The organism is Xanthomonas bromi, from assembly GCF_900092025.1.
Lineage (GTDB): Bacteria > Pseudomonadota > Gammaproteobacteria > Xanthomonadales > Xanthomonadaceae > Xanthomonas > Xanthomonas bromi.
Genome location: NZ_FLTX01000040.1, coordinates 84,191 through 106,139, shown reverse-complemented (window position 1 = coordinate 106,139; position 21,949 = coordinate 84,191). Strand labels below are relative to the sequence as shown.

General features: G+C 64.9%; 14 protein-coding genes and 1 other RNA gene. 9 read left to right on the top strand and 6 right to left on the bottom strand.

Annotation, left to right across the window (positions count from 1 at the left end; translation table 11 throughout):
* Window positions 1-88: 88 nt before the first annotated feature.
* Both mutS and XBLMG947_RS22690 read right to left on the bottom strand, forming a co-directional pair.
* A complete protein-coding gene (gene mutS, locus XBLMG947_RS13400; protein ID WP_245228188.1) occupies window positions 89-2,644 on the bottom strand; it encodes a DNA mismatch repair protein MutS in 2,556 nt (851 codons plus the stop codon).
* 91 nt (window positions 2,645-2,735) lie between these two features.
* On the bottom strand, window positions 2,736-2,915 hold the full coding sequence (locus tag XBLMG947_RS22690) for a hypothetical protein (protein WP_139074399.1): 180 nt from the start codon (window positions 2,913-2,915) through the stop codon (window positions 2,736-2,738).
* A 343-nt stretch (window positions 2,916-3,258) separates the two neighbouring features.
* Between XBLMG947_RS22690 and XBLMG947_RS13395 the strand changes: the two genes are divergently transcribed.
* Window positions 3,259-5,187, top strand: coding sequence for an alpha-L-fucosidase (locus XBLMG947_RS13395; RefSeq protein ID WP_065469170.1), 1,929 nt, complete (start codon window positions 3,259-3,261; stop codon window positions 5,185-5,187).
* A 165-nt stretch (window positions 5,188-5,352) separates the two neighbouring features.
* Entirely contained in the window at window positions 5,353-5,706 is a 354-nt protein-coding gene (locus XBLMG947_RS13390) for a hypothetical protein (RefSeq protein ID WP_065469169.1), read from the top strand.
* A gap of 243 nt (window positions 5,707-5,949) precedes the next feature.
* Here the strand turns inward: XBLMG947_RS13390 and galA are convergent, their stop codons facing one another.
* Together galA and XBLMG947_RS13380 are read right to left on the bottom strand one after the other, a co-directional pair.
* The gene (gene galA, locus XBLMG947_RS13385; protein WP_065469168.1) at window positions 5,950-8,514 is read right to left on the bottom strand and encodes a beta-galactosidase GalA; all 2,565 of its coding nucleotides are present in this window, start codon (window positions 8,512-8,514) and stop codon (window positions 5,950-5,952) included.
* Window positions 8,511-9,713, bottom strand: a complete 1,203-nt coding sequence (locus tag XBLMG947_RS13380; protein ID WP_065469167.1) for a glycoside hydrolase family 53 protein — start codon at window positions 9,711-9,713, stop codon at window positions 8,511-8,513. Before XBLMG947_RS13380 ends, galA begins: the two co-directional genes overlap by 4 nt.
* Before the next feature lie 253 nt (window positions 9,714-9,966).
* Between XBLMG947_RS13380 and XBLMG947_RS13375 the strand changes: the two genes are divergently transcribed.
* Window positions 9,967-10,042: non-coding RNA, sX9 sRNA (locus XBLMG947_RS13375), on the top strand.
* Between the two features lie 4 nt (window positions 10,043-10,046).
* Here XBLMG947_RS13375 and XBLMG947_RS13370 read toward each other — a convergent pair.
* A complete protein-coding gene (locus tag XBLMG947_RS13370) occupies window positions 10,047-12,740 on the bottom strand; it encodes a TonB-dependent receptor (RefSeq protein ID WP_065469166.1) in 2,694 nt (897 codons plus the stop codon).
* 476 nt (window positions 12,741-13,216) lie between these two features.
* On the bottom strand, window positions 13,217-14,602 hold the full coding sequence (locus XBLMG947_RS13365) for a short-chain fatty acyl-CoA regulator family protein (RefSeq protein ID WP_065469165.1): 1,386 nt from the start codon (window positions 14,600-14,602) through the stop codon (window positions 13,217-13,219).
* Window positions 14,603-14,737: 135 nt separating this feature from the next.
* Here XBLMG947_RS13365 and XBLMG947_RS13360 point away from each other — a divergent pair, with 135 nt between their 5' ends.
* The 6 genes from XBLMG947_RS13360 to XBLMG947_RS13335 all read left to right on the top strand — a co-directional run bounded on the left by XBLMG947_RS13360 (window position 14,738) and on the right by XBLMG947_RS13335 (window position 21,936).
* A complete protein-coding gene (locus XBLMG947_RS13360; protein ID WP_065469164.1) occupies window positions 14,738-16,243 on the top strand; it encodes a CoA-acylating methylmalonate-semialdehyde dehydrogenase in 1,506 nt (501 codons plus the stop codon).
* Window positions 16,244-16,253: 10 nt separating this feature from the next.
* Window positions 16,254-17,435, top strand: a complete 1,182-nt coding sequence (locus tag XBLMG947_RS13355) for an acyl-CoA dehydrogenase family protein (protein WP_065469163.1) — start codon at window positions 16,254-16,256, stop codon at window positions 17,433-17,435.
* Window positions 17,432-18,229, top strand: a complete 798-nt coding sequence (locus XBLMG947_RS13350) for an enoyl-CoA hydratase (RefSeq protein WP_065469162.1) — start codon at window positions 17,432-17,434, stop codon at window positions 18,227-18,229. The genes XBLMG947_RS13355 and XBLMG947_RS13350 overlap by 4 nt, the downstream gene beginning before the upstream one ends.
* The gene (locus XBLMG947_RS13345; RefSeq protein ID WP_065469161.1) at window positions 18,229-19,416 is read left to right on the top strand and encodes an enoyl-CoA hydratase/isomerase family protein; all 1,188 of its coding nucleotides are present in this window, start codon (window positions 18,229-18,231) and stop codon (window positions 19,414-19,416) included. The genes XBLMG947_RS13350 and XBLMG947_RS13345 overlap by 1 nt, the downstream gene beginning before the upstream one ends.
* 169 nt (window positions 19,417-19,585) lie before the next feature.
* Entirely contained in the window at window positions 19,586-20,488 is a 903-nt protein-coding gene (mmsB, locus tag XBLMG947_RS13340) for a 3-hydroxyisobutyrate dehydrogenase (RefSeq protein WP_065469160.1), read from the top strand.
* 494 nt (window positions 20,489-20,982) lie between these two features.
* Window positions 20,983-21,936, top strand: coding sequence for a cation diffusion facilitator family transporter (locus XBLMG947_RS13335; RefSeq protein WP_065469159.1), 954 nt, complete (start codon window positions 20,983-20,985; stop codon window positions 21,934-21,936).
* Window positions 21,937-21,949: the final 13 nt, after the last annotated feature.

Genomic DNA, 21,949 nt, shown 5'->3' with positions numbered 1-21,949 from the left:
CCTGTCCCTTCGTCCCTGTCGCAGTCGGAGAAGGCGTGAAGCGCAAATCCGAGCACCGCTCAAGCACGCGGCGGCCGGCACAGGATCGCTACAGCAGCGACTTGAGTCGGTACAGCGCTTCCAAGGCTTGCTTGGGTGTGAGCTCGTCCGGATCGAGTGCGGCCAGCGCTTCCTGCGCAGCGGAGGTGGGCGCGGTGAACAGGCCGAACTGCTGCGGTGCATCCAGGGCTTGCGGCGTCATCTGCGCGGCATGGGTCTCGCCGCCACGCTGCTCCAATTCCGCCAATCGTCGCCGTGCTTGGGTCACTGCGGCCTTGGGGAGGCCGGCCAGCGCAGCGACCTGTAGGCCGAAACTCCGGTTGGCCGGGCCATCCTTCACTGCGTGCATAAATACCAGACGCTCGCCATGTTCGACCGCATCCAGATGCACGTTGGCAATGCCGCTGGGACCGCCGGCGTGCGATTCGTCCGCCAGCGCAGTGAGCTCGAAATAATGCGTGGCAAACAAGGTGTAGCAGCGATTGGTATGCGCCAGGTGGCGCGCGACCGCATCGGCCAGCGCCAGGCCATCGTAGGTCGAAGTGCCGCGGCCGATCTCGTCCATCAGCACCAGCGATTGCGGAGTGGCGTGGTGCAGGATGTAGCTGGTTTCGGCCATTTCCACCATGAATGTCGATTGCCCGCGTGCCAGGTCGTCGCCAGCACCGATGCGGGTGAGGATGCGGTCGATCGGACCGATCACCGCACGGCTGGCAGGCACGTAGCTGCCGATATGCGCCAGCAGCACAATCAACGCGTTCTGGCGCATGTAGGTGGACTTACCGCCCATGTTCGGGCCGGTGATCACCAACATGCGACGGTCGCTGTGCAGGTCCAGATCGTTGGGTTCGAACGGTTGGTCGCGCACTGCTTCCACCACTGGATGGCGGCCGCGTTCGATACGCAGACAAGGCGCGCTCTCCAGCTCTGGCTGCGACCAATCCAGCGCCTGCGCGCGTTCGGCAAAGCCGGCCAGCACATCCAGTTCGCTGAGTGCACCCGCGCAGCGCTTGAGGCCTTCCAGCTCGGTGCCGAGTGCGTCGAGCAGGCCTTCGTACAGCAGTTTTTCGCGCGACAGCGAACGCTCGCGCGCCGACAGCACCTTGTCTTCGAAGCTCTTGAGTTCTTCGGTGATGTAGCGCTCGGCGTTGGTCAAGGTCTGGCGGCGGCTGTAGTGCAGCGGCGCTTTTTCGGCCTGACCCTTGCTGATCTCGATGTAGTACCCGTGCACGCGGTTGTAGCCGACCTTGAGCGTGGCGATGCCGCTGCTGGCGCGCTCGCGTTGTTCCAGGTCGATCAGGAATTGATCCGCATTGGTGGACAGGCGGCGCAGCTCGTCCAGATCGGCGTCGTACCCGGTGGCGATGACGCCGCCGTCGCTGAGCTTGAGCGGCGGCGTCTCGGCCACCGCGCTGATCAACAGGTGCGCGGTGGCATCGTGCTCGCCGAGCTCGGCATGCAGTGTCTGCAGGCGCGGCGAATCCAGCGGCGCCAGGATTTCGCGCACCTTCGGCAGTAGCGCCAAGCCATCGCGCAGCGTGGAAAAATCGCGTGGTCGCGCCGAGCGCAAGGCCACGCGGGTGAGGATGCGTTCCAGATCGCCAAGCGCACGGAAGGCCTCGCGAAGATCGGCATCGGCACCGGCATCGATCAAGGTGCCGACTGCATGATGGCGCTGCACCAGCACCTCGCGCAGGCGCAACGGACGGTGCAGCCAACGGCGCAGCAGGCGTCCGCCCATCGGCGTGACGGTGCTGTCCAGCACGCCGAGCAAGGTGTTGCGGGTGTCGCCATCCACGCGCGTGTCCAGCTCCAGATGCCGGCGCGTGGCCGCGTTCATCGAGATCGCCTCGCTGGCCACTTCCATCGCGATGGAGGTCAGATGCGGCAAGCGCTGTTTCTGGGTTTCTTCGACATACCCCAGCAATGCGCCGGCGGCGGCCGTGGCGCAGGGTTTGTCGTCGATGCCGAAGCCGGACAGGTCGTGCAGTTTGAAGAACGCCAGCAGCTGACGGCGCCCGCTATCGGCATCGAACAACCACGGCGGTCGACGCCGCACGCCGATGCGCCCGCGCAGGAATTCCGGCCAGTTGTCTTCGTCCGGCACCAACAGCTCGGCCGGCTCCAGGCGCGCGATTTCTGCTTCCAGCGCATCCACGCTATCCACTTCGTTGACCAAAAAGCGCCCGCCGGCCAGATCGGCCCAGGCCAGACCGTAGCCTTGTTTGCTGCGCGAGATCGCCATCAGCAATGTGTCGCGGCGCTCGTCCAGCAACGCCTCGTCGGTGACCGTGCCCGGCGTGACGATGCGCACCACCTTGCGCTCGACCAGGCCCTTGGCCAGCGCCGGGTCGCCGATCTGCTCGCAGATCGCCACCGACTCACCCAATGCCACCAACCGCGCCAGGTAGCCTTCGTACGCATGTACCGGCACGCCGGCCATCGGAATCGGCGCTCCGCCGGAGCTACCGCGCTGGGTCAGAGTGATGTCGAGCAGCCGCGCCGCCTTGCGCGCGTCGTCGTAGAACAGCTCGTAGAAATCGCCCATGCGGAAGAACAGCAGCAGGTCGGGGTAGTCCGACTTGGCGGCGAAGAATTGCTTCATCAGCGGCGTGTGTTCGACTGCCCCGCCGGTGATCTTGGTTTTTTCTTTGGTGTCAGTGCGTTGCAAGAAATGTTCTTCCGGGATGTGGCGGTCAATCAGGGGCGATGGCGAGAGTAGCGATGACTTTTGTCGCGCCGTTGTTGCGACGACCCTCTAAACGGAATGAATCGATGTGCGATGAAATCTGGCCAGTGGCTGAGGTCGCGCAGGAGATCGCGACGAAACCACGCCCGCCCACGTTGGCGCGGGCTCCAAGTTTAAGCCCAGCCATCGAAAAATCCTTGAGCGATCGGTCGGCAGGGCACCACGCATGGGCTCAGTGGGCGAATGGCTGCCATGTCAAGGCTTCTGGACGGAGAACGAATCTTCGTTTTGTTCACAGAGGTGGCGTTGCGTGCGGCGGATGCACAGACATGCGAGCACCAGCAACGCAGGGCGGGGCGATCAGCCGTCAAGGCACAAACGCTCGCAGCGTGCTTCGCACGCGCTCCACCGCCAGCCGTACCGGGGACACTGTCTGCGATGCCTTGCACCGCTGTCTGTTGCTTCTGGGTTGGGACTCTTCGCCGTTGGAAAAGCTAAGATCGAAACTTGTGCAACGTCGGAAGGCGCTAATGATCGATCGTCGTACCTTTCTTGCCACGGGTGTGGTGGCCGCTACCGCCAGCTTTACTGCATCGGCAGCGCGCATCGCGCAGACGCCGCGCGCCAACGGGCCGGCGCCGTGGGGGGCGGTGCCCAGCGCGCGACAGCTGCGTTGGCATCGGTGGGAACAATACGCCTTCGTGCATTTTGCGATGAACACCTTCACCGACAAGGAATGGGGCTACGGCGACGAGGATCCGCGCAAATTCGATCCCAGCGATTTTTCGGCCGATCAGATCGTCGCTGCTGCCAAGGCCGGCAATCTGAAAGGTCTGATTTTCACGGCCAAGCACCACGATGGGTTCTGCCTTTGGCCGACCCGGTTGACCGAGCATTGCATCCGTCATTCGCCGTACAAGAACGGCAAGGGCGACATCGTGGGCGAAATGGCAGCGGCGTGCCGACGCGCTGGTCTGGCGTTCGGCATTTACCTCTCGCCTTGGGATCGCAACCATGCCGAATACGGGCGCCCCGGCTATCTCGACTACTTCCGCAAGCAGATCGTCGAACTGTGCACCGGCTATGGCGACCTGTTCGAGTTCTGGTTCGACGGCGCCAATGGTGGCGACGGCTACTACGGTGGGGCGCGCGAATCGCGCAAGATCGATGCGCCTGCGTATTACAACTGGCCGCGAATGATCGCGCTGGTGCATCAGCATCAGCCGATGGCCTGCACCTTCGACCCGCTCGGCGCCGATATCCGCTGGGGCGGCAACGAAGATGGGATCGCCGGCGATCCATCCTGGCCGACCATGCCCAATGCCCCGTACACGCAGGAAAACGGCAATTCCGGCGTGCGCGGCGGGGCGCTGTGGTGGCCGGCCGAAACCAACACGTCGATCCGCCCGGGCTGGTTCTACCATGCCGACGAAGATGGCAAGGTGCGTAGCCCGGAGAACCTGGTGCGCTACTTCGACACCTCGGTCGCGCGCGGCACCAACATGAACCTCAATCTTCCGCCCGACCGACGCGGCCGCATTCCCGACCACGACGTGGCGGTGCTGCAGAGCTTCGGCGACGCGATCCGCGCCAGCTTCGCCATCGATCTGGCCAAGGGCGCCAAGGCCAGCGCCAGCGCGTCACGTGGTCCCGGGTTCGAGCCAGCGCGCGTGCTCGACCGCCAGCCGGACAGTTACTGGTCCACGCCGGACGATGTCACCACGCCGACGCTCACGCTGGAGCTATCGGCGGTGCACAGTTTCGATTTGATCCGGCTGCGCGAATATCTGCCGCTGGGCGTGCGCGTCACCCGCTTCGCGGTCGACGCCGAAGTCGATGGGCAATGGCGGCGATTGGCCGAAGCGCAGTGCATCGGTGCACAACGCATCGTGCGGCTGGATCGTCCGATCGCCGCACGCCGGGTGCGCCTGGTCGTGCTCGAGGCGCCGGTCTGCCCGGCGATCAGCGAATTCGCGCTGTTCCGCGCCGTTGCGCCAGTGCCGGTCGCGCGGCCGACGGCGAATGCACCGGATGTGCTGTCCACTGCCGGCTGGCGCATCGTCGAGGCGAGCGCGCCAGGGGCGGACACGTTGCTCGACGACGATGCCAGCACCATCTGGATCACCCCAGCCCCCACGCCTGGGCATCCTGTGCAGGCGACCATCGACCTCGGTGCATCGCGCCAGGTCGCCGGGTTCAGCCTCACGCCCTCGCGCACGGTGATGAACGGTGCGGCGCCGCCGAAGGGCTATCGCGCCGAAACCAGCGAAGATGGCCAGCACTGGCAGCCGGCCGGCGCCGGCGAGCTGTCCAATATCGCCTATGCGCTTTCGACCCAGCGCCTGAATTTCCCCGAAGTTCGCCAGATCCGTTACCTGCGGCTGTCGTTCGCGGAAACGGCGCTGCCCGCCGAGCGGCTGGCAATCGCGGGGATCGGTGCATTCTCGCGCTTGCGGTGAGCGCTTGCGCTCCCGCGGGGTCATGTGCCACGTGGGAGTGCATGGCTGGGCCGATGCAGTACCGCGCGCTGAGATGCGTGAGGCGAAGCGATGGAGAGGCAAATCGCCGCATTCGCCTCACGCGTTAACCTGAATCTTCAGCCGCTTTGCACACCGCCGTTCCCGATGAGGCGCTATGGTGCGCGGCGCATGACGCAGGCGACCTGGTTGGGTATGGAACAGAAACAACACGAGTGGATGCAGGCCGTGACCGAGGCGCTCAGCGATTTGCTGGCCGCGCGCGTGGCACAGGCCACGCTGCTGGAAGCGATGCTGGTCTCGCATCCGGATCCGGTCATGCTCAGAAAGGCGTGGGATGAACTGTCGTCCCAGCGCGTCGCCTATGTGGCGCAGAAGAAAGCGCTGGCCGACGATCCACGCCCGATGGATGCCCATACATTGGAGCAATTTCGCGCGTGGGACGAAAAGCTCAACCGCTATTTTCCGCGCGATCCGGCTGGGGGAGATGTGCAGACGTAAGGCTGCCGATCCCGCAAGCGGCAGGACGTCGGTCTGGTGACGTCCGCCGAACATGTCCGAGCCGAAGCTGACGCCCGGCCCGCGATCTTCCGGCAGCAATGACCTGCATGGTGATGCAGGCGTTGGCAAACATGGCGACAGACGGACTTCGACTGGCGTTTGGCACCTGCGGCGCTGTCGAGGCCAACACGGGCCACGCCAGCGCCGCAGGTGCCATAGCGGTGCGCAGCAACTGCCACGTGTTCAAACCACCGATGCGCGCGATTTGGCGGACTCTGCGGGCAGGCGCAGCGTGGCTGAGGTCAGCCCAGGCGCGGTTGCCTGAAGCACGATGTCGCCGCTGCTGCGCGTGGTCTGCAGCAGCGCCGCGCACAGGCCGTTGAATGCCTTGCGCTGCGATGCCTTGTCGTCCTCGTGACTGCTGGGGTCGCCATTGCCGACCCCGATCAGCCGTGCGGGGCCGCGCAGCGCGAAGTGCACCTGGTTGTCGGCGGTCGGTACCGGACGTCCGTGTGCATCGACGATTTCCACCTTCGCCACCGCCACATCTTCGGCATTGGCGCGCAGGGTGGTGCGGTCGCAGCTGAGGCGGATCGCGGCCGGCTTGCCGGTGGTTTCACGGCGTTCGCTGAGCACCCGCTTGCCGCCGCGATAGCCGCGCGCTTCGATCACGCCAGGCGCATAGACCACGCGCCATTCGACGTGGCCGTAAGCCGGCACTTGCTGTAGGCCCTGGCTGACGCCGTTGACCAGCAACTCCACCGCTTCGAGATTGCTATGGCACCAGACCTGGAGACGGCCGTGATCGTCGGGTTGCAGCAGGCCGTCCCAGTTCCAGTGCGGGAACAGATGCAGCACCGGTTCGCTGGTCCATTGCGCGCGGTAGTACCAGTAGTTGTCCTTGGGAAAGCCGCAGCTGTCGAGCACGCCGAATTGCGAAGCGACATTCGGCCAGCGGTTGTAGGGTGTGGGTTCGCCGCGGTAATCGAAGCCGGTCCAGATAAAGCCGCCAGCGATGTACGGGCGCTGCGCGACATAGCTCCACCAGGCTTCGGCAGTGCTCGCCCACCACGGGTGGTCCAGGTCGTAGGCGCGGGTATAGCCGCGTGCATCGTCGCGCTGATAGTTGCCGCGTACCGATACGGTGCTGCCGGTTTCGCTGCCGTAGATCGGAATGTTGGGGTATTGCGCGTGGAAGCCGTCCATCTGGCTGGTACGGTAGTTGAAACCGACCACATCGACGACCTGGCCCACGCCATCGCCGAAGCCCTTGTCCATGGCGAAGGTGGTGGGGCGGGTGGGGTCGAGCTGGCGCACGCGCTGCTGCATGCGCGCGACGATACGCGCGCCGCGTTCGGTGACCTGCTGCGGTTCTTCGTTGCCGAGCGACCACAGGATCACGCTGGGATGATTGCGCCCGCGTCGCACCATGGTTTCCAGTTCGCCCATCGCCTCCGGGTCGGTGGACATGCGCCGGGTTTCTTCGATGACGAACATGCCCAGGCGGTCGCAGAGTGCGACCAGTTCGGGGGTGGCCGGATGGTGCGAGCTGCGATACGCGTTGCAGCCCATCGACTTGAGCTGGCGCAGGCGCCATTCATGCAAGGCGTCCGGAATGGCGGTGCCGACGCCGGCATGGTCCTGGTGATTGTTGGTGCCGTGCAACTTGAGCTGGGTGCCGTTCAACAGAAAACCGCGTTGCGCATCGAAGGCGATGCTGCGCACGCCGAACGGGGTGACCGCCGCATCGGTGGCCTTGCCGTCGCTGTGCACGCTGCTGGTCAGGGTGTAGAGCTGCGGGGTATCGATCGACCACAGCGCGGCCTGGCCGAGCGGCAGGGTCTGTTCGACCACCTGCACCTGGCCGGGTGCAACCGTGATTGCCGTGCTGGCCGCCTGCGCCACGGTGCGTCCATCCGGTGCGGTGATGCGCGCCTGCACCACGCACTGGCGTGGCGCGGTGCCGTCGTTGCGCACCTCGGTAGAAAATTGCGCAGTGGCGTTGCCCTCCTGCACCGTGCTGCGCACGAACACGCCGTCCGACGGAATGTGCAGAGGACCGGTCTTTTGCAGCCACAAATGCCGGTAGATGCCGGCGCCTTCGTAGAACCAGCCTTCGCCCAACGTGGCATCCACGCGAATGGCGATGATGTTGGGCTTGCCGTAGTCGAGCACTTCGCTCAGGTCGACCTCGAAGCCGCAATAGCCGCTGGCATTGCGGCCGACGATGTGGCCGTTGCAGAACACGATGCAGTCGCGGAACACACCATCGAATACCAGGCAGATACGCTTGCCCAGGTCGCTGGCCGGAATCTGCAGGGTGCGCCGATACCAGCCCACGCTGTTTTCAGGAAAGCTGGTCCCCAGCGCCTTGTAGCCGTGTGCGGCGGCGGGGTCTTCCTCGGTCATCGTGGCCGAGATCGGCTCCGGGCGGAACGGCAGGGTCACGGCCCAGTCGTGCGGTAGGTCTACCTGTTGCCAGCCGCTGTCATCGAAGCTCGCCTGCGCAGCGGTGGCGGTGTCCTTGCCGGCCTTGGCAAAGCTGCGCTGGAAGGTGCCAAAGTCGAAATCGCGCGATGCATCGCTGGCATGGCCCAGATGAAAGCGCCAGCCGAAATCGAACAGCAGGCGCTCGCGTGGCGCCTGCGTTGCATCACCCAGAGGGCCAGCCGGCGCGGCGGCTTTGGCAATTGCCGGTGCGGCGGCGGCAGCGCCGGGCACCAGGGCGGCGCTGCCAACCGGGAGTGCCGCGCTCACGCCGCTTGCAAGCATGCCGCGCAGCAGATCGCGGCGATTGATGCCGGTCATGGCTGTGTCCTCGCGCTGACGTCTGCCGGTTTTGCCGATGCAGGCGTCTGCGCTGCGGGCGTGTACGAGGGCGGCGCGCCGGTATACGGGTGGTGCATGAAATCGATCGCCGGCAGCACTTCATTGCCATGGTTGAAATCGAAGAAGCCGGCGTTTTCCCACGACGAGCCGGTGCCCCAGCGCGTCTTGCAGCTGCTACTGGTCCATGCCGGCTCCCAGTACACCACGCCGGCGCCGCCGGTATCGATGACCAGCTGGGTGAGGTCGATCATGTACTTGGACTGGCCTTGCGGCGTGGCCGGGTAGCCGGCAATCAGCGCGTCTTCGCCGAGCAGGTTGTGCGAGGTGTCGCCGGATTCCAGGGTCCACGGGTAGGCGGTTTCCACCACGACCACATCGGCAGCGTAGCGGCCGCGCAGGCGCTTGATGGTCTTGCCCAGCTGCGCCATCGATTGCGTCGACCATTTGCGGTAGTAGCTGATGCCGATCAGATCGAAATCGGTGACGCCGGCCTTGGTGGCGGCGGCGAACCACGGCTCCACATTTTCCGGCTGGGCGATATGCAGCATCACCCGCGGTTTGATCGCCGAGCGTGCGCTCATGTCGCGCACCGCCTTGATGCCGGCGTTGAACAGCTTGGCGTTGCGCTGCCAATCGATGGGGCGCTTTTTGTCCCAGGGCTTGCTATCCATCAAGTCGGAATTACTTTCGTTGCCCACTTGCACCAGCTCCGGCATCAAGCCGCCGCGGTCGAGCGCGCTCAGCGTGTCGTAGGTGAACCCATACAACGTGCGCGCCAGCTCGTCGGTGTCGGTGATGCTGGCCCAGGCCTTGGGAATCAGCTGTTTTTCGCCATCGGCCCAATCGTCGGAATAGTGCAGATCCAGCAGCACCTGCATGCCTTGCGCACGTGCACGCGCAATGGTTTTCTTGACGTCGGACAGGTCGCTGTACTTGGTCCAGCGCGCATCGTTCCACAGCCGCACCCGCACCAGATTGGCGCCGTGTGCATGAAACAGTTCGAACGGATCGGTGACTACGCCATTCTCGCGGTACTGCACGCCGCATTCCTCCATCTCGTTGACGTAGGACAGGTCCGCACCGAGATACAGCGTGGCGGGAGCCGGGGCGGCGTGTGCGAAGGTGGAAATGGCCAGCGCCAGGAGCGCGGGCGTCCAGAGACGACGTGGTGAGCGCATGCAATTCCTCGACAGAGACAACGTGGAGCGGGTGACAGCCTGCCGCGGGCGACCGTGCTGCTGCGCGGCCGCTGTGCAGCATCCAAGCGTGGCTTGCCGATGGGATGCCACACAGCTGCCGCGGTTTGATGCAGGTATGCAGTGATCAGATCGGCTGCGCAGGAGCATATGCCGCCGATCGGGCAGCGCTTAGAGCATCTACCAAACCTACTGCGCGGCCGCCAGGCAGGCGCGGTCCGTGTTCGGAATCGGCTTGTACCACTTGTACGCTCCGGTTATTGCGCGCCGTCCGCACCCACCCGGCGACTGCGCGTGACGTTTTGTTGGCCGCGCTTAGAATTTGTAGGTTGCTTCCAACTGGTAACGGCGCCCGAACACCTGGTAGCCGCCATCGTCCTGATTGGCCAGACGGTTGGGCTTGTTGTCGGTATAGGCACGCAGTGGTTCGTTGGTGAGGTTGCCGGCCTGGAAGCGGAAGCCCAGCTGCTTGCTGTACTGCCAATTCAAGCTTAGGTCCACGGTACCTTCGCTCTGCAGGCGTGCCAGCCGCGCGGCATTCCAGCCGTACACCACCGTGTAGGGGCTGTGGTATTTGTAGCCCACGCGTGCTTCGAAGGTGCCGTTGCTGTACCACAGGTCGAAGGTGCCGGTCTTGCGCGCCAGGCCGCTCAGCGGCAACGGGTTGTCTTCCGGCGAGAATTCCTTGAGGTTGGAATCCACCAGCGAATAGTTGGAGTAGACGCCGAAGTTTTCCATGTGCGGGATGAAGAAGAACGGCGTCTGGAAGGTCAGCTCCACACCGTTGATGTAGCCGCCACCGCCATTGAACGGCGCGCTGACCAGGTAATCCAGGCCGTTGATCACTTCGCGGTCGGTACGGTAGCCGATGCTCGAATCCACTTCCTTGCGATACACGGCCAGTGCGGCGAGCGCTTCGGTGTGGAAGTACCACTCGTAGGAGACGTCGACCTGGGTGGCCTTGAACGGGTCCAGCTGCGGATTGCCGCCGCTGCCGGTGAGCTGGCCGACGGTAACCGTGGGGTCGTCCAGGCGACGGCCGGTGCGCAGTTCGTCCAGCGGCGGACGCGCGATGACCTTGGCTACCGCGACGCGCAGGATGCGTTGATCGTCGATCAGGAAGTTGAGTGTCGCGCTGGGCAACACGTCGGTGTATTCCTTGCTGGCGCTGCTGGGCTGCACATTGCCGCCGACCGAATCGAAGCCGTTGCTGCTGGTCTTGGTGTTGACCAGGCGCACGCCGACATTGCCGGTGACATCGGTGCCGAACAGCTGCGAGCTGAAGACCGCCTTGGCGAATGCTTCGCGCACATCTTCCTTGACGTTCCAGTGGTCGAGCATCTGCTCATCGAGCGTGCCCGGGTCGAAGCCGCCAAAGCCGACACGTGCGATCTCGGCCAGGTTGCCGCCGGTCAGCGTGGGCACGTTCAAGTCCGGCATGCCGACCGGGTAGATCAGATCCTGATACGCCGAAATCGGCTGGTCGTAGCCGGACTGGTTGCTGAGGAAGTGGCGGTTCTGCTTTTCGCGCCGCGCCGCGCGTGCGCCGAATTCCAGCGAGGTGAACGGGCCGGCATCCACTGCACGGCTGGCATTGAGCGCCAGCGCGGCGATCTTGTCGCGCAGTGCCTGCGGTTCGGTCTGGCCGGCGATGCCGTATTCGGGCGTGTCCGAGCTGGTGCTGATCGTCGGCGTGACGCTGCGGCGGAAGTCGAACGACACCGTGTCCGGGTTGCTGCCGAAGCGCACCGCCTGCCAGGTGTTGTCGCGCTTGGCCTGCGAGAACGAGAGGTCGCTGCCCAAGGTCCACACATCGCCGTTCCACTTGGCATTCAAGCCACCGGCGGTGAGCGTCTTGACCTCGTTGTAGTGGCTGACCACATGGTCGACCTGCAGGTTGGAGTTGGCCAGCGTGCCGGCCACCACATCGCCATCGACGATGGTGTAGGACGAGCCCGGCGTGGTGTACGGATTGGTCGCGCCGGAAAAGGTGCTGAAGTCCAGGCCGTTGAACCAGTTCTGCAGCTGGTCTTCGTCGATCTCGATGCGCGAGTACAGGCCATCGAACTTCAACTCGAAATTGCCCGAGCGCCACTGCACGGTGCCCATCGCACCGGTGCGGGTCTGGTCGATCAGCTTGAGCTGGTCGGCCGCGCCGAACGGGGTGGGATCGACGGTGCCATCGCCATCGACGTCGCGCGAGGTAGTGGCATCGGTATAGCCCCAGCTGCCGATCGAGGAGCTGGCGTTCTTCTGTTTCTGATAGGTGGCGCCGAACGCCACGGCCAGGTTGTCGTTGAACTTGTGCACCCAGCTGGCGCCGAAGCGGCTGCCCCACGGGGTGTAGCCGTCCACGTCCTTGGCGTGGTCGTAGAACACCGGGCCGGCAGTGCCGACGAAGCCCGGGCCGGTGTAGTCCAGCGGGCTGATGGTGGAAATGTCCACGGTGGCGGCCAGGCCACCGGCCACCAGGTCGGCCGATTGGGTCTTGTAGACCTTGACGGTGGAGACGATCTCGGTGGGAAACACTTCCCAGCGCACCGCACGATTGGGCTCGGAGGAGGCGATCTCGCGCCCGTTGACGGTGCCCATGGTCATGCGCGGTCCCAGGCCGCGCACGGTGGCCAGGCTCTCGTTACCACGGTCGCGGGTGCCGTTGACGCCGGGCAGGCGCACCAGCGCTTCGGCCACGGTGACGTTGGGCATCTGGCCCATGTTGTCTGCGGAGATCACTTCCATGACGTGATCGGACAGCTGCTTGGCCTGCACGGCCTGATTCAGGCTGGCGCGCTGGCCGATCACGGTGATGTTGTCCAACGTGACCGGCGCCTGGCCATTGCTGGCGGCGCTGCTGGTGTCGTTGGCCGGTGGTGCGGCGGGCGTGGTGTCCTGCGCGTGTGCGCTGAACGCGGTGGCCAGCACGCAGGCGATGGTGGTGCAGAGGATGTCGCGGACCGGCGTGCGGCGCAGGCGCCGGCGTGCCGAATGACCGGTGTGGTGAACAGGCATCGGTTGATCCCTCCCAGGACTAGTGACCGAATTAGGTGGTGGCGACTGGTGCGGCCAGCCGCATGAAGCGGGTCTGGCACGTCCGCGCGGGCGTGGCGAATGGTGCGGTGCTGCGTGATGGGCGTTATGTGTTCGTTTTCGTGGCGCCGGAAGTGCGATACATCGCGCTGGCGTCCCCCTGTCATGCATCTATCTGCTTCAGGGTAGAAGCGCAAGCCATTCCATTCCAATGAAGCATTTTGCGGAAGCTATCTCGCCTTGGAATGCTGTGCTGCAGCACATGCGTGTTTACGGGGTCTGTCTGGTCAGTGAATGGATTCGGCAGCAACTCCCCAAGATGCCGGCAGTTCTCCACGCAGGCGGCGCGTCAAAGCAACCACTGGCATCGGCGTGAGCGAGGCACCTGTCTATGCCGCTGCCATCGCAGGCCGACGCACTGCCACTGCCGATTCCCAAATCCGAATTCCCCCAACACGTTAACGCGCACTCGCTGGCAGGCGCGGTAGCGCAGGAAACGCGCGCTGCACGCAGTCGCTGCGTTCGCACGTCAGGCAGCCCGGGCCGATCGGCACTGCATCGTCTACCGCGTTCAGATCCCAACCGCGCGCGTACACCAGTTGATCGGCGTGGCGCAGGTCGCAGCCCATTGCCAAGGCAAACGTCTTGCGCGGGCGGCCATACCCGGGCGGGCCGCTGCTGACCTGGCGGGCCAGCCAGAAATAGCGCCGGCCATCGGGCATGCGCGCGATCTGGGTGAGGATGCGGTCGGGCTGGTTGAAGGCTTCGTACACGATCCACAGCGGACATGCGCCGCCGACATGCGAGAAGTGGAAGTCGGTGGCCGAGTGGCGTTTGGACACGTTGCCGGCGCGGTCCACCCGCATGAAAAAGATCGGCAAGCCGGCCGCGCCGCGCCGCTGCAAGGTGCTGAGCCGGTGGCAGACCGCTTCGAAACCGACGTCGAAGCGGTGGGCCAACCATTCGATGTCGTAGCGCGAGGTTTGCGCGCTGTGCAGGAACGCGCTGTACGGCATCACCAGTGCGCCGGCAAAATAGTTCGACAGCCCCATCCGCGACAGCGCGATGCGCTCGGCATCTTCGAAACCGGCATCGGCAATGCGCGCGTCCAGCAGCGGTGCGCATTCCAGCAGTGCCAACTGCGCGGCCATCTGGAATGCCTGCTGGCCTGGCCGCAGATGCGCGGGCAACCACAGCACGCGCATCTGCGCATCCATGCGGCGTTTGTCGCTGTGCAGGTCGGTGGCGTCCTGCACCAGCAGGCCATGACGATCGGCCAGCCGTTGGCGCAGCCGGAGCGGCAGGTTTTCCGGGGTCAATCCAAGTTCGGCGTAAAGCGCTTCTGCGCGCTCGTCGAGCTCGGGCAGATAGTTGTGCGCGCGATTGAAGTAGTCGCGCACCTGCTCGCCGGGCGACAGCGATGGGATTGCCGTGTATTCGACCCCGATCTGCGATTCCAGCGCAGCGTTGCGTTCGAGCAGATGGTGATGCGCGCGGTGCAAATCCAGCAGTGCCCGCGCTACCTGCGGCAGGTTGCCGGTGAGCGCGCGCAGCTCGGCTGGCAATAGCGTATGGCCCAGGCTGCGCAGCGATTCGTCCAGCGGCTCGACCAGCGCGGCCGCGTCGTCCAGATCCAACAAGCCGTCCAGATCGCCCAACGTGGCCTTGAGCCGCTGCTGGATGGCCAGGGTGAGCGGGCGCTGGTTGCGCTCGATCTGATTGAGATAGCTCGGCGACAGTCCAAGCCGACGCGCCAGTTCGGCCTGGCTCAGGCCGTGGCGCTGGCGCAGCCGCTGCAGGCGCAAGCCGAGTTGGTGGCGGAGTTGAGCGTGCGACGGAGGCATTCGCAAGATTCGCAAAATTATGCCGCAAGCTTAGCGCGATTAAGCAATCGAACGCTGGGAATGTCATGTGCCTATGCGAACAATGCGAATTCACGGCCGGCAAAACCGATGTCTTCCTTATCAGCGAGCCCTGCAATGCGCCAATCCGTCCCCCGCGTGTCGTTGTTGATCGATGGTGAAATGGTGGTCTCGGCCAGCGACCATTGGCAGGACGTGGTCAATCCGGCCGATCAATCGGTGTTGGCGCAGGTCCCGTTCGCCACCACCGCCGAAGTGGACGCCGCAGTCGCCGCGGCCAGCCGCGCCTTCGTCACCTGGCGCAAGACGCCGATCGGCGCGCGCGCGCGCATCTTCCTCAAGTACCAGCAGCTGATCCGCGAACACATGCCCAAACTGGCCGCGCTGCTCAGCGCCGAGCAGGGCAAGACGCTGGCCGATGCCGAAGGCGATGTGTTCCGCGGGCTGGAAGTGGTGGAGCACGCCGCGGCGATCGGCAATCTGCAACTGGGCGAGCTGGCCAATAACGTCGCCACCGGCGTGGACACCTACAGCCTGCTGCAGCCCTTGGGTGTGTGCGCAGGTATCACCCCGTTCAACTTCCCGGCGATGATTCCGTTGTGGATGTTCCCGATGGCGATCGCCACCGGCAACACCTTCGTGCTCAAGCCGTCCGAGCAGGATCCGATGGTGACCATGCGGCTGGTGGAGCTGGCGTTGGAGGCGGGCATTCCCAAGGGCGTGCTCAACGTGGTGCATGGCGGCGAAGACGTGGTGAATGCGCTGTGCGATCACCCCCAGATCAAGGCACTGTCGTTCGTCGGCTCCACCAAGGTGGGCACGCACGTGTATCAACGCGCCTCGCTGGCCGGCAAGCGCGTGCAATGCATGATGGGTGCGAAGAATCACGCTGTGGTGTTGCCGGACGCCAACCGCGAGCAAACCCTCAATGCGATGGTCGGCGCCGCATTCGGTGCCGCCGGACAGCGTTGCATGGCCGCCTCCACGTTGGTGCTGGTCGGTGAAGCGCGCACGTGGATTCCGGAGTTGGTGACCAAGGCCAGCAGTTTGAAGATCGGCGCCGGTCACGCGCCGGGCACCGAGGTCGGCCCGCTGATTTCCTGCGCGGCGCGCGCGCGCGTGGAAGGCTTGATCGCTTCCGGGGTGGAGCAAGGCGCCACCCTGGAACTGGATGGCCGCGCGCCACAGGTACCGGGTTTCGAGCAAGGCAACTTCGTCGGCCCGACCATCTTTTCCGGCGTCAAACCCGGCATGCGGATCTACGACGAAGAAATCTTCGGGCCCGTGTTGGTCATTCTCGAGGCCGCCACGCTGGACGAGGCCATCGCGTTGGTCAACGCCAATCCCAACGGCAATGGCACGGCGTTGTTCACCCAATCCGGTGCGGCCGCACGGCGTTTCCAGGAAGACATCGATGTGGGCCAGGTCGGCATCAACGTGCCGATTCCGGTGCCGGTGCCGCTGTTTTCCTTTACCGGTTCGCGCGCTTCCAAGCTCGGCGACCTGGGTCCGTACGGCAAGCAGGTCGTGATGTTCTACACCCAGACCAAGACCGTGACCGCGCGCTGGTTTGACGATGAAACGCTCGGCCATGGCGTCAACACCACCATCTCTCTCAAGTGAACCGAGCGCCATGAACGCAGCCATCCAGTTACACCCCAACCTGGCCGATTTGAACGACGAGCAGAAGGCCTTTCGTGCCACCGCCCGCGACTTCGCTGACAAGGAGCTTGCTCCGCATGCGGCGCAGTGGGACGTAGAAGGCCACTTCCCGCGCGAGGCCATCGCCAAGGCCGCCGAACTCGGCTTTTGCGGGCTCTACACCGATGAAGGCGTGGGCGGCCTGGGGATGCGTCGGCTCGATGCGGCCGTGATATTCGAAGAGCTTGCCACGGTGGATCCGTCCACCTCGGCTTTCCTCACTATCCACAATATGGTCACCTGGTTTATCACCAGCTACGGCACCGATGCCGTGCGCGCGCAGTGGGGCAAGGCAATGACCAGCGGCGCCAAGCTGGGCTCGTACTGCCTGACCGAACCGGGTAGCGGCTCGGATGCGGCCTCGCTGAAATCCCGCGCGCAGCGCGACGGCGACAGCTATGTGCTCAATGGCAGCAAAGCCTTCATTTCCGGCGCCGGCGCTACCGACGTGCTGGTGGTGATGGCGCGCACCGGCGAAGAGGGCGCACGTGGCATCAGTGCGTTCGTGGTGCCCGCCGATGCGCCGGGCATCAGCTACGGCCGCAAGGAAGAAAAGATGGGCTGGAACAGCCAGCCCACGCGCGGGGTGACCTTCGAGAACGTGCGCATCCCGGCGGGGAACCTGCTTGGCAAGGAAGGCGAGGGTTTCAAGATGGCGATGAAGGCGCTGGACGGCGGCCGCATCAATATCGCCGCCTGTTCGTTGGGCGCAGCGCAAGGCGCGTTGGATGCCGCGCGCCGTTACATGGGCGAGCGTCGCCAGTTCGGCAAGAAGCTGGCCGAGTTCCAGGCGCTGCAATTCAAGCTCGCCGACATGGCCACCCAACTGGTGGCCGCGCGGCAGATGGTGCACACCGCCGCACGCAAGCTCGATGCCGGCAGTCGCGATGCCACCGTGTGGTGTGCGATGGCCAAGCGCTTCGCCACCGATGCCGGCTTTGCCATCTGCGACGACGCACTGCAGATCCATGGCGGCTACGGCTATATCCGCGAGTACCCGGTCGAGCGTTTGCTGCGCGACAGCCGCGTGCATCGGATTCTGGAAGGCACCAATGAGGTGATGCGCATGATCGTGGCGCGTCATCTGCTCAATGGCGAGGATGAGCTGAGATGAGCGATTGGGAGGGGCGCATCCACGCCGGTCTGCAGGTCGAGCGCGATGGCCATGTGGCCATCGTCACGCTGAGCAACCCGCCGGCCAATACCTGGACGGTGCACAGCCTGGGAGCCCTGCGCGACCTGGTGCGCGCACTGGATGCCGACCGCAGCGTCTATGCGCTGGTGATCACCGGCGAAGGCGAGAAGTTCTTCAGCGCCGGTGCCGATCTCAAGCAGTTTGCAGAGGGCGACAAGGCCGACGCACGCGCGGCCGCACGCCGCTTTGGCGAAGCGTTCGAAGCCTTGAGTGCATTCCGCGGCGTATCGATCGCCGCAATCAACGGCTATGCGATGGGCGGTGGACTGGAGTGTGCATTGGCGTGCGATCTGCGCATCGCCGAGCAGCACGCACAGCTCGCGTTGCCCGAAGCCAGCGTGGGCCTGCTGCTATGCGCAGGCGGGACGCAAAACCTGCCGCGCCTGGTCGGCGAAGGCTGGGCCAAGCGCATGATCCTGCTCGGGGAACGCGTCGATGCGACGACCGCACAGCGTATCGGCTTGGTGGAAGAAGTGGTCGGCGAGGGCGAGTCGCGTGCGCTGGCCATTGCCTGGGCGCAGCGTGCCGGCAAACAGAGCCCGGTCAGTGTGGCGGCGTGCAAGCGACTGGTGCAGTCCACGCGCCATGGCACACATGCCGCCGCGTTGATTGCCGAACGCGAAGCGTTCGTCGATCTGTTCGAACACGCCGATCAGTCCGAAGGCGTGGCCGCCTTTCTGGAGAAGCGCGCGCCGCAGTGGAGCAATCACTGATGGCCGAGCTCAGCGCAACCGACGATGCACCGGTCTTGTTTGAGCAGCGTATGTGCGCCGATGGGCATCGCCTCGGCATCGCCACCTTGCATGCGCCCAAGACGCTCAATGGCCTGTCCTTGCAGATGACGCGGTTGCTGGATGCGCAGTTGCGCGCCTGGGCCGACGATGCGCAGATTGCCTGCGTGGTGATGCGCGGTGCCGGTGAAAAGGCGTTCTGTGCCGGGGGCGATCTGCACGGCCTGTACCAGAGCATGCGTGCGCATCGCGATGCAGTGCCCGACGGTGCAGCGCGACGCGCAGCGCCGCAGGCCAACGCCCATGCCGCCGCCTTCTTCGAAGAAGAATATCGGCTCGACCATCGCATCCACGCATACCCGAAGCCGCTGCTGTGTTGGGGCCACGGCATCGTCATGGGCGGTGGCATCGGCTTGATGTCCGGTGCCAGCCATCGCGTGGTCACCGAGCGCTCGCGCCTGGCCATGCCGGAGATCAGCGTCGGCTTGTTCCCGGATGTGGGTGGAAGCTGGTTGTTGCGTCGTGTGCCGCAGGGTGCCGGTGTGTTTCTTGCGCTGACCGGCGCGCCGCTCGATGCCAGTGATGCGGTTTACGCAGGGCTCGCCGACGTGCGCCTGGAGCATGCGCAGTACGCAGCGGTGCTGGATGCGCTGAGTGCGCATGCCTGGACGGGCAATGCCGACGATGATCGCACCCAACTCAGTGCATTCCTGCATGGCATCGCGCAACCGACCGCGCCGGGCCCACTGCAGCTGCACGCACCGCTGATCGAACAGGTGGTCGCTGGCGAATCGCTGGAACAGGTCGTCGCCGCAATCCTGGCGCTGCACAGCGAAGACAGCTGGCTGCAGGCCGCACGTGCCACCTTGGCGGCGGGTGCTCCCGGCTCGGCGCGCCTGGCCTGGGAACTGCATCGTCATCCGCGCACCACGACGCTGGCCGACACCTTCCGCACCGAATACGTGGTTGCATTGCATGCGGCGGCACATGGCGATTTTGCCGAAGGCATCCGTGCGCTGTTGATCGACAAGGATCGCCGGCCGCACTGGCAACCTGCGTCGCTGGAAGCAGCCGATGCGCAGTGGGCCGCCGACTTCTTCGTTGCGCCCTGGTCGACCGGGCAACACCCGCTTGCCGATCTGGGGGCAGGCGATCTAGGCGTGCATTGATAGGTGTGTATGGAGTGGCTGGCGACTGGCCAAGCAGGTCCGGCTCAAGCCGGGAATGCAGTGCGATTGCCATGTCTCACTGGCGCTGTCGCACCGCAAAACCGGCCGTGGTTCCATGCGCATCGGCAATCCGTGATGACCCCGGCAATCTATTGAAGATCGTCCCAATGTGGAAACCGACACCATGAGCAAGATCGCTTTTATCGGCCTGGGCAATATGGGCGGGCCAATGGCCGCCAATCTGATCAAGGCCGGGCATCAGCTGCGGGTGTTCGATCTCGCACCGGCTGCCCTGGACGCTGCCGCCGCCGCCGGCGCGCATGCTGCCAGCTCCGCGCAGGACACTCTGGCCGATGCAGAGATCGTGATCTCCATGCTGCCTGCGAGCCGCCACGTCGAAGGCCTGTACCTGGGCGAGGCCGGAATTCTGGCGCAGATTCCGCACGGTGCCCTGGTGATCGATTGCAGCACCATCGCACCGCTGTCTGCGCGCAAGGTGGCCGATGCGGCCAAGGCGCGTGGCCTGACGATGCTGGATGCCCCGGTCTCCGGTGGCACCGCCGGTGCTGCAGCCGGCAGCTTGACCTTCATCGTCGGCGGCGCTGCCGATGTGCTGGAGCGCGCGCGTCCGGTGCTGCAGGCCATGAGCAAGAACATTTTCCATGTCGGTGACAATGGTGCAGGGCAGGTCGCCAAGCTGTGCAACAACATGGCCTTGGGCGTGATCATGGCGGCCACCGGTGAAGCGCTGGCACTCGGCGTTGCGCAGGGCCTGGATCCTGCCGTGCTCTCGCAGATGATGGCGGTCAGCACAGGGCGCAGTTGGGCCACCGAAGTGTGCAACCCATGGCCCGGCGTGCTGCCCAATGCCCCTGCATCGCGCGGCTACAGCGGCGGGTTCGGCAACGACTTGATGCTCAAGGATCTGGGTCTTGTCGCCGAGTCGGCGGTGCAGGCCGGCGTGTCGATTCCGCTCGGCGAGCTGGCGCGCAACCTGTATGCAATGAATAGCCAGGCCGGCAACGGAGCGCTGGATTTTTCCAGCGTGATCAAGCTGGTCGCCAAGGTCTGAGCAGCGATCTGGCCCGTACCGTTCCTTGATGGGTGCGTTGCGGAAATGGGAGAGACACCTGGATCACCCGTGCATGCGCTTTCATCAGTCGTCGACACGGTTGCTGCCCGACGTCGGCAGCGTGTTGTGGGCAAGCGACGGGTTTGAGCAAGCTGCGTTCACGCGCGGTCTAAAACGCTCGTCGGTAGCCGAGACCTCGTGCTCGTGCCCCGCGTGATCCGGGGACAAGTCGCTGGCGTTCCAGATCACTTCGCAAGTGCACGGATGCACGACCGCACGGTTGGCACGTACAGATGGCACGACGGTGCCCCGCCGTGTTCGCAGATGCCTGCGCCTCCCATCGTGCGGCCCTCCGCCCCCGCAAATAGCGCAATCACTATGCTTCTGCGGCCAGCCGCATGACGCGCGTGATGTGATGTCATCACGTACAGGTGTAATAGTCTCCGCCATCGCCTGCGCCTAATGTGCGCGTATCGCACGAGACCACGACATCCATGGGACACGACCACAACCACGCACCCAGCGAAATTCGCCACGAAACGCCCTTGTGGTGGGCGCTGGGCCTGACCGCCACCTTCCTGGTGGCAGAGATCATCGGCGCGTTCGTGACCAACAGCCTGGCGCTGCTGTCCGACGCCGCCCATATGGCCACCGATACCGTCGGCCTGATGATCGCGCTGGTCGCGGTGCGCTTGAGCCGTCGCCCGGCCGACGCGCGGCGCACGTATGGCTATGTGCGGCTCGAAGCGCTCGGCGCATTGGCCAATGGTGCGCTGCTGTTCGCAGTGGGCGGCTACATCCTGTGGGACGCCACGCAACGCTTTCGCGCCCCGCAGGACATTTCGTACAGCGGCATGCTGTTGATCGCCGGCTTCGGCCTGGTAATCAATCTGATCGCGATGAAGCTGCTGCATGCCGGCAGCGGCGAAAGCCTCAACTTCAAGGGCGCTTATCTGGAGGTCTGGAGCGACATGCTCGGCTCGGTGGCGGTGATCATCGGTGCCTTGTTGATCCGCTGGACCGGTTGGCAATGGATCGACCCGGTACTGGCCGTGCTGATCGGCCTGTGGGTCCTCCCACGCACCTGGGTGCTGCTGCGCGAAGCGATCAACGTGTTGCTCGAAGGCGTTCCCAAGGGCATCGATCTGGCCCAGGTGCAGCAGGCACTCACCAACCATCCCGACGTCGAAGACGTACACGATCTGCATGTCTGGGCACTGGCCTCCAGCACGCCTGCGCTGACCGCGCACATCGTGGTCAACGAGGCGACCGACCGCGACCGCCTGCGCGACACGCTCGGCACCTTGCTGCACGACCGCTTCGACATCGACCACGTTACCTTGCAGGTGGAAAGCGGCGACTGCGGCACCGACCCCTGCGGTACGCTAAGGCCCGCTGCAGACGCTGGAGATGACGCGCATCATGGGCACGGGCATTCCCATCACTAAGCTCTGGTAGTGG

Coding starts and splice junctions, on each gene's coding strand:
- mutS (WP_245228188.1), bottom strand. CDS start 2,644: ATGAAGCAATTCTTCGCCGCCAAGTCGGACTACCCCGACCTGCTGCTG.
- XBLMG947_RS22690 (WP_139074399.1), bottom strand. CDS start 2,915: ATGGCTGGGCTTAAACTTGGAGCCCGCGCCAACGTGGGCGGGCGTGGT.
- XBLMG947_RS13395 (WP_065469170.1), top strand. CDS start 3,259: ATGATCGATCGTCGTACCTTTCTTGCCACGGGTGTGGTGGCCGCTACC.
- XBLMG947_RS13390 (WP_065469169.1), top strand. CDS start 5,353: ATGAGGCGCTATGGTGCGCGGCGCATGACGCAGGCGACCTGGTTGGGT.
- galA (WP_065469168.1), bottom strand. CDS start 8,514: ATGACCGGCATCAATCGCCGCGATCTGCTGCGCGGCATGCTTGCAAGC.
- XBLMG947_RS13380 (WP_065469167.1), bottom strand. CDS start 9,713: ATGCGCTCACCACGTCGTCTCTGGACGCCCGCGCTCCTGGCGCTGGCC.
- XBLMG947_RS13370 (WP_065469166.1), bottom strand. CDS start 12,740: ATGCCTGTTCACCACACCGGTCATTCGGCACGCCGGCGCCTGCGCCGC.
- XBLMG947_RS13365 (WP_065469165.1), bottom strand. CDS start 14,602: ATGCCTCCGTCGCACGCTCAACTCCGCCACCAACTCGGCTTGCGCCTG.
- XBLMG947_RS13360 (WP_065469164.1), top strand. CDS start 14,738: ATGCGCCAATCCGTCCCCCGCGTGTCGTTGTTGATCGATGGTGAAATG.
- XBLMG947_RS13355 (WP_065469163.1), top strand. CDS start 16,254: ATGAACGCAGCCATCCAGTTACACCCCAACCTGGCCGATTTGAACGAC.
- XBLMG947_RS13350 (WP_065469162.1), top strand. CDS start 17,432: ATGAGCGATTGGGAGGGGCGCATCCACGCCGGTCTGCAGGTCGAGCGC.
- XBLMG947_RS13345 (WP_065469161.1), top strand. CDS start 18,229: ATGGCCGAGCTCAGCGCAACCGACGATGCACCGGTCTTGTTTGAGCAG.
- XBLMG947_RS13335 (WP_065469159.1), top strand. CDS start 20,983: ATGGGACACGACCACAACCACGCACCCAGCGAAATTCGCCACGAAACG.